The organism is Nocardiopsis sp. SBT366 (assembly GCF_001083815.1).
GTDB classification, from domain to species: Bacteria; Actinomycetota; Actinomycetes; order Streptosporangiales; family Streptosporangiaceae; genus Nocardiopsis; species Nocardiopsis prasina.
Genome location: NZ_LAVM01000137.1, coordinates 1 through 7,597 on the forward strand (window position 1 = coordinate 1; position 7,597 = coordinate 7,597).

Consider the following 7,597-nt stretch of genomic DNA (forward strand, 5'->3'; position numbering starts at 1 on the left):
CCCCCTGCGGGGCGACCTCGCCGACCAGGTCGTCCCCCCCCCCGAGGGCCGCCCCGCCGTGGAACGCGACTACCGGGTCGTCACCCGCGACACACCCCGGCGTGGGGGGACCGCGAAGCGCTACGCTCGGGCCCGTGGCCTCCTCCGACTCCAGCACCTGCATCTTCCCCGGCTGTACCCGCCCGGTTCCCCGGGGCTCCTCCCCCGGTCGCCCTCCGCAGTACTGCGACCTGCCCGAACACACCCGCTGGCGGGCGTGGAAGGAACGGCAGCGACTGGCCCAGGAGGCCGAGAACGCCGAGGAGGCGGCCCGCGCCGAGACGGACGAGAAGACGGCGGCCACGGCGCCCGCGCAGGGCGGGGAGCCCGTGACCGCCGCGCGACTGCGCGCGGACGACCTCCTCACCAGGTTCGCCGTCCAGGCCGAACAGCTCAGTGCCACCCTCGACTCCGCGACCGAGGCCTTCTCGACGATGTCCGACCCGGCCGCCGCCGAGGCCCAGGTGGAGGCGGCCCGGCTCGCCGCCGCCCGCCAGGTGTCGGAGGCCGACTCCGCCCGGTTGGAGGCGGAGAACCGGCGCCGTGAGGCCGAGGCGGCCCGCCGCTCAGCGGAGGAGACCACCGCCGCCGCCGTGTCCGCCACCCAGGAGGCCGAACGCATGGCCGAGGAGGCCCTGCTCCGCAGGGACACCGCCGAGGGCGAACGCGAACACCAGGCCGAACTGGCCCGCACCGCCGTGGCCGAGCGCGACGCGGCCGTGGCCGAGGCCAACGCCGGGCTGGCCGCCGCCGAGCACCGGATCACCGAGACCGCTGAACGGGCCCGCACCGAACTCCTGCGGGAGAGGGCCGAATCCGCCGAACGCCTGGAACGGGTACAGGTGGAGGCCGAGCGCCTGCGCACCGACCTGGCCGAGCAGTCCCGTCGTCGGGACGAGGCGGAGCTGGCCGAGCGCGGCGCACTGGCGCGGGCCGAGCACGCTGAGGAACAGGCCGCCCGCAACGCCGCGGCCCTGGAGACCGAGCGCGCCCGGTTCGGCACCGAGCTGGAGCGCGCCCACCAGAGGCTGGAGTCCGACCGGGTCGCCGCGGAGGCCGAGCGCGCCCGCCTCACCGCCGAGCTGGAGCGCCTGACCACCGAGCTGGACGCCCAGCGACGCAACTCCGAGCTCACCCTCACCGAGGCGCGGGAGGCGGCGGCGGCTCGCCTGTCCGTGGCGGAGGAGGCGCGGGACCGCGCGCTGGAGCGGGCCGAGAGGGCGGAGACCGACCTCAGAGGGGCCAGGGAGGCCGCCGCCCAGAGTGCCTGATCGAGCACATCTGCGACCTACGTGCCCTTTCGTCACGGTATTTCGGCTTAGGATGGCCACGTGCGAGATCTGGGAACCACTGGCGAGACCGGCCCGATGAACCTGGGCGGGGAGGAGTCCGCCAAGACCCCGGAGCGCGTCACGGTGGGTGAGCGTCCGCGACCGCGCGTCGACATCAAGGCGATCTTCGGCCTGGAGGCTGGCCCCTGGGCCTGGACCACCGCACTCCAGGCGGCGATCGCGATGACCGTCTCCTTCGCCCTGGCCTCGGTCATCTTCGGACCCCAGATCGGCACCCTCGCCGCCCTGGGCTCCATGACCGTCCTGTACGAGAAGAAGACCCCCTACGCCTACCGCGCCGCGGCCCTGGCCCTGGTCGGGCTGGGGTTCGTCGCGGCCGTGACCGTCAACTCGTTGGCCGCCTCGCTCTCCCCTTGGGCGGCGGTGGCCTCCATCGGGCTGACGGCCGGGGTCGCCACCTGGGTGTGTGCCGCCTGGCGGGTGGACAAGCCCGGAACGATGTTCTTCGTGCTGGTCGCCACCATCTCCACCATCGCTCCCGGCGGCCTGGCCGAGGTACCCCTGCACGCGCTGGTCGCCGCCCTCGGTGCCGCCGTGGGGTGGACGGTCTCGATGTCCGGCGCCCCACTGCGTGCCCGCCACCCCGAATACAGGGCGGTGGCAGCGGCCTACCGGGGGCTGGCCACCCTGCTGCGGGCGGTGGGCACGGCCGAGCTCGACCACGCGCAGCACGCGGCGTCGGTGGCGCTCGCCGAGGCGTGGCGGATCGTGCTGCTCGGCCAGACACGCGGCTACCGCACCACGACCGAGGCCGCGCGCCTGCGGGCTCTGCTGCGGTGGGTCTCCGACATCCACCTGGCCGCGACCCAGGTGTGCATGGCCCGGCCCACCGCGCTGCCCGAGCAGGCGGCGGACTTCGCCGACCAGATGGCCCTGGCCGTCGCCGACCCGACCAGCGCCCCCGATCCGGACTCCCTGGACGACCTGCGCCGCGGCATGCGCCCCCGCTCCCTCGAGGCGCGCCTGTACAACCTCCTGTCGCGGGCGGCCCAGTCCGCGCGGCGCGGTTCCGATGAGGAGGAGAACGACGACGACCGGCGCACCGCCGACCTCCATGACGACCGCTACCCAGCGCTGTGGAGCTCGCTGCGCTCCAGCCTGAGCGGCGACTCCCTGATCCGACCGACCGCGCTGCGCATGTGGCTGACGGTGACGCTCGCGGGCGCGTTCGGCCTCTCCATGGGCCTGGACCACTACTACTGGGTGGCCCTGACCACCACGGCGGTCCTCCAGGGCGGCAACGTGGTGCTGACCCTGAACCGTTCGGTGCAGCGTTCGCTGGGCACCCTGCTGGGCGTGCTGGGCGGCGTCGCACTGCTCACGTTGGACCTGCCCCTGGTCGCGGTCATCCTCGCGGCCGGTCTGCTCCAGGGCGCCACCCAGCTCGTGGTGGGGCGCAACTTCTTCTACGGCTCGGTGCTGCTGACCCCGATGGCGCTGTTGCTGTCGTACACCGCCAACCCGTACCCCGTCACCGAACTCGCGGGCTCCAGGATCATCGACACCCTGGTGGGTTCGGCCTTCGGCCTGGTGGGTGCGCTGCTGCTGTGGCGGCGGGCCTCGGCCACCCGGTTGCCGCAGGCCATCGCGAACGTCCTGGCGAGCACCCGCCAGTGCATGATGGCGGTGCTGGACCAGGACGTGGAGATCACCGAGGAGCGCCGCTACCGCCTGCGCCGCGACATGAGGGCCGCCCTCGTCAGCCTGCGCGGGGTGTACGACAGCGCGATCGGCGACGTCCCCCGGGCCGCCTCCACGCGCCCGCTGTGGCCCGTGGTGGTGGCCACCCAGAGGATCGGCTACCTGGCCCTGGCCGCGCTGTCGCAGGACCGCAGCCCGAACCCCGCGGGCACCATCACCCTCCAACGGGTGGACCTGGCCTTCCACGAACTCATCTCCGCGATGGAGGAACGCCGCACCCCGAGGCTGGGCGCGCTGCCGCGCCTGCCCGCCTATCCGAGGATCAACATGGAGCTGCGGGCGCTGGCCAACTCGATGACCAGCGCCGTCGCCCAGGACGAGCGTTCCGCTCAGCAGGAGGCCGAGCGCCGGGCCCAGCGCGAGCGGCGCCGCGCCCAGAAGGACGTCGACGCCGACCTGTAGTCACGGGAGGGTCGGGGCACCCTCCCGTCCGGTGCGGGCCCCGAACCTAGGCGACCACCGCGAAGGCCCGGACCGGGAACGCGGCCATCCCCCTCACCTTGGCGGGGACCGCGTGGAACCGGAACCCCTCCTGCGGCAGCCCGTCGAGGAGGCACAGGTGGGTGACGATGGGGACGCCCGCGGCCAGGAGGGTGGCCTGGGCGGGGCGGGCCCCCTCGGTGTGGGGAGCGGTGTCGTCGACGCTGACCGAGTCGATGCCGACCAGGGTCGCGCCGGACTCCACCAGGGCCTTGGCCGCGGTCTCGGTCAGGTGCGGGTGATCGAACGAGCCGTAGGCCTCGGTGCGCCAGTGCCGGTCCCAGCCGGTGCGGACCAGGACGGCCCGGCCCCGCAGGTCGAGTCCGGCGAAGGCCTCGGGTCCGATCTGGTGGCCCTCCGTGGCGGTGACCACCACTCCGGGGAGGTCGGCGACGCGCTCCAGGTCGAGGTCAGCGGGGTCGGCCCCGTCCCGGTAGCGGTGGGCGGGGATCTCGAGGTGGGTCCCGGTCGCTCCCACCATGTTGACGCGGCCGCTGCTGTCACCGTGTCCGGGGACGGCCCCCGCGACGGTGGTGCTCTCCTCGATCGCCGGTCGCGGCAGGCCGGGACAGGTGTTCATCCCGTCGGTGATCTGGTGGCTGACATCGACCAGTTTCGCCATGGCTGTCTTCCTCGTTCGCGTCCGGAGGGGACCTCCGACCTGGATCAGAGGTCTAGACCATCAGCCTAGCGCGCGTGTCCCAGGTCACGGCAGTGTTCCACGGCACCGACTTCGGCGGACCTGGCCCCGGCGGCCCGTCCCGAACCCGGATAAGCTCTGGTGGCGCGGTCGTGGGCGGCCGACTCCCCTCGAGCCCGCACACCCGCGTTTCCCGCGCGTACTCCGCGACCCACCGAGAAGGGGCTACCTGTGTCACCGTACGGAGCGGCCAAGGCCGTCGTCGCACCCGTCACCCGTGTGGTGTGGCCCCAGAAGGTGGAGGGCGCGCACCTGGTGCCGGAGAGCGGCCCGGTGATCCTGGCCGCCAACCACCTGTCGAACATCGACCCCCTCTTCCTCGGACTGGCCTGTCCACGGCAGGTGCGCTTCATCGCGAAGAAGGAACTCTTCAACGAGAGCACGTTCTTCCGGAGACTGCTCTCCCGCGCCCTGAAGATGCTGGGGCCGGTCTCGGTGGACCGCCGCCCGGGGCAGAGCTCCCAGGAGGCGATGAACAACAGCGTGGAGGTCATCAAGGGCGGCGAGGTGTTCGGCATCTTCCCCGAGGGCTCGCGCTCCCCCGACGGTCGCCTGTACAAGGGGCAGACCGGCCTGGCGTGGCTGGCGCTGAGCACGGGGGCACCCGTGGTCCCGGTCGCGCTCACGGGAACCCAGCGCATCCTTCCTCCCGGCAGCAGGCTCCCGTCGTTCAACCGCGTGGGAGTGCGTTTCGGGGAGCCCGTCGACCTGTCACCCTGGGAGGGCGCGGCGGACAGGGCCAGGTCGCGCAGGGAGGCGACGGACGCGATCATGGGCGCGATCGCCAAGCTGTCCGGCCAGGAGCAGATCTCCCGATACGCTGCCTCCGTCAAGGCGGAGCTGGAACAGTGACCTTCCCCACAGTCCTGACGGGGCTGAATCCTCCTTGACGAGGCGTTGACCCCAGACTGAAGGCCCTTTCGGCGAGGCCGGACCCGGCCTCCCGCCTGGATCGCGGCCACGGGGCGGCGGTCCGGAGCCTTCCCCCCTCCCTGGCGGGGTGAGAAGAATTCCCTACCCTTATAGTAGGTTTTTCCGGTGGCGACATCGGATAGATTAGGCAAGCCTTACCTATGGCGTCCGACCCTGGCGCGAAGACTTGGAGCTGTGCGATGACGCGACCACTGCGAGTGGGAATCGTTGGTGCGGGCCCCGCGGGAATCTACGCCGCGGACCTGCTCACCAAGGACGAGACCCTGTCCTCGTGCGGCACGTCCGTCAGCATCGACATCCTCGACAAGCTGCCGTCCCCCTACGGCCTGGTCCGCTACGGCGTGGCCCCGGACCACCCCCGGATCAAGCAGATCCAGGGTGCCCTCCACAAGATCCTCGACAAGCCGGAGATCACCTTCTACGGCAACGTCGAGTACGGCGTGGACCTCAAGCTGGAGGACCTGCGCCACCACTACGACGCGGTCATCTTCGCCACCGGCAGCGACCGCGACCGCCCCCTGGACATCCCCGGCGTGGACCTGCCCGGGAGCCACGGCGCCGCCGACTTCGTCTTCTGGTACGACTCCCACCCGGACGTCGCCCCGTCCTGGCACGTCGACGGCACCAGCGTCGCCGTGATCGGCGCGGGCAACGTGGCCGTGGACGTCGCGCGCATCCTGGCCAAGGACGCCGACGACCTGCTCTCCACCGACATCACCGACAACGTCTACGAGGGTCTGCGCGCCAAGCAGATCACCGACGTGCACGTGTTCGCCCGCCGGGGCATCGCCCAGTGCAAGGCCACCCCGATGGAACTGCGCGAGCTGGACAAGCAGCCCGGCGTCGAGGTCCTGGTGTACGCCGAGGACTTCGAGATGGACGAGGGCAGCCTCCGGGCCTGCGACGAGTCCAACCAGGTCAAGACCAACGTCAAGGTCCTCCAGAACTGGGCGATCCGCGACGAGCGCGGTGCCGAGCGCCGCCTGCACCTGCACTTCCTGCACTCCCCCGTGGAGATCCTCGGCGAGGACCGGGTGTCCGGCATCCGCACCGAGCGCATGGAGCTGACCGGCGACGGCAACGTCAAGGGCACCGGCGAGTACGTGGACACCGAGGTCCAGGCCGTCTACCGGGCCATCGGCTACCTGGGCTCGCCCCTGACCGACCTGCCCTTCGACGAGGAGCGGGGCGTCGTTCCCAACTCCGAGGGCCGCGTCCTGGACCTGGACGACAGGCACGTGGACGGCGTCTACGCCACCGGCTGGATCAAGCGCGGCCCGGTCGGCCTGATCGGCCACACCAAGGGCGACGCCCTGGAGACCGTCACCAACCTCGTCGCCGACCGTGAGGCCTTCACCCCCGCCGCCGAGCCGGACCCGGTGGCCTTCCAGTCGCTGCTCGCCGAGCGCGGTGTCGAGTTCACCACCTGGGAGGGCTGGAAGCGCATCGAGGCCCGCGAGGAGGAGCTGGGCGCCGAGCGCGGCCGCAAGCGCCTCAAGCTGCTCACTCGCCAGGAACAGACCAGCGCCGCACGCCAGGCGTAGCCGCGTGTGAGCTTCCCGGCCGGTCCCGTACCCCTTTGCGGGACCGGCCCTTCGTCTTTCCCCGATCCGGCCCGTGTGTCACCGTGAGATTGCGCATGGAGCTCTCCCCGGGTTCGTGGAACAACTCCTCGGACGTATGGGTTAGAGTCACTGTTGGTCGGTGTGGTAGCAAGTGTCCCCCGGGCCTCAACTATTGCCTTCGCGGAATACCGTGTCCGGCACCCGCCCCCTCGCGGGTGGGCTGATCGGACGGTCAGGAGCCCCGTTGTGCCCCGCGCCGAGAGGCGACCGCCATGCCGACCTCATCCTCGTGCCCCGCTCCCACCGAGGTGGGAGCGGGGCATCGTGGTATCTCCAGGAAAACGCAACGAAGGACGGTCAGGCGTGGACGAACGGTCCCCCCGGCAGCCGGATTCCTCCGGGCCGCCCGAGGATTCGGACGGTACAGAGGCGCGTCGACCGCGCCCGGAGAACCCCTACCGCATTCCGGAACGACCCTCAGGTGCCCGCCCCTCGGACACCGGGAACTTCGGGTTCGAGCACCCTCGCCCGGCTGACCCGCCGGTGTCGGAGCCGGAGTCGTGGGGCACCGGCAACGGCCAGTACGGCGGCGAGTCCGCTCCGACCTCCGGTGGTCTCGACGGAACGGACGAATCCTGGGGCTCCCCGTACAGGGGTTCGCGGCAGGAGTCCGAGCCGGAGTCGGCGCCCGCCGCCCCGGAACCCTTCGAGCCGTGGGGCTCCCCCGGCGCGCCCAAGTCCTCGACGGAGAGCTGGGACGCACCGTCCGAGTCGCGGACCCCCTCCGAGGACTGGGGCACCGACGCCGCCCCCGAGCCCCCGTCCGA

The 7,597-nt window shown here is 72.0% G+C and carries 5 protein-coding genes and 1 pseudogene; 5 read left to right on the top strand and 1 reads right to left on the bottom strand.

All coding sequences use genetic code 11. The features are described 5' to 3' along the window. The first annotated feature begins 134 nt into the window (after positions 1-134). A complete protein-coding gene (locus tag ADX84_RS24510; protein ID WP_049579733.1) occupies positions 135-1,310 on the top strand; it encodes a hypothetical protein in 1,176 nt (391 codons plus the stop codon). 96 nt (positions 1,311-1,406) lie between these two features. Next, entirely contained in the window at positions 1,407-3,494 is a 2,088-nt protein-coding gene (locus tag ADX84_RS24515) for an FUSC family protein (protein ID WP_049579736.1), read from the top strand. A 46-nt stretch (positions 3,495-3,540) separates the two neighbouring features. Here ADX84_RS24515 and ADX84_RS24520 read toward each other — a convergent pair whose 3' ends face one another. After that, positions 3,541-4,194: a cyclase family protein gene (locus ADX84_RS24520; protein WP_049579738.1), complete on the bottom strand. Its 654-nt coding sequence runs from the start codon at positions 4,192-4,194 to the stop codon at positions 3,541-3,543. Positions 4,195-4,443: 249 nt separating this feature from the next. Here ADX84_RS24520 and ADX84_RS24525 point away from each other — a divergent pair, with 249 nt between their 5' ends. From ADX84_RS24525 to ADX84_RS27140, 3 genes and pseudogenes are all read left to right on the top strand, one after another. Further along, the gene (locus ADX84_RS24525) at positions 4,444-5,124 is read left to right on the top strand and encodes a 1-acyl-sn-glycerol-3-phosphate acyltransferase (RefSeq protein WP_049579740.1); all 681 of its coding nucleotides are present in this window, start codon (positions 4,444-4,446) and stop codon (positions 5,122-5,124) included. A gap of 278 nt (positions 5,125-5,402) precedes the next feature. Next, on the top strand, positions 5,403-6,749 hold the full coding sequence (locus ADX84_RS24530; protein ID WP_049579743.1) for an FAD-dependent oxidoreductase: 1,347 nt from the start codon (positions 5,403-5,405) through the stop codon (positions 6,747-6,749). Positions 6,750-7,313: 564 nt separating this feature from the next. Further along, a pseudogene (locus ADX84_RS27140) lies at positions 7,314-7,597 on the top strand (hypothetical protein); the annotation flags it as partial.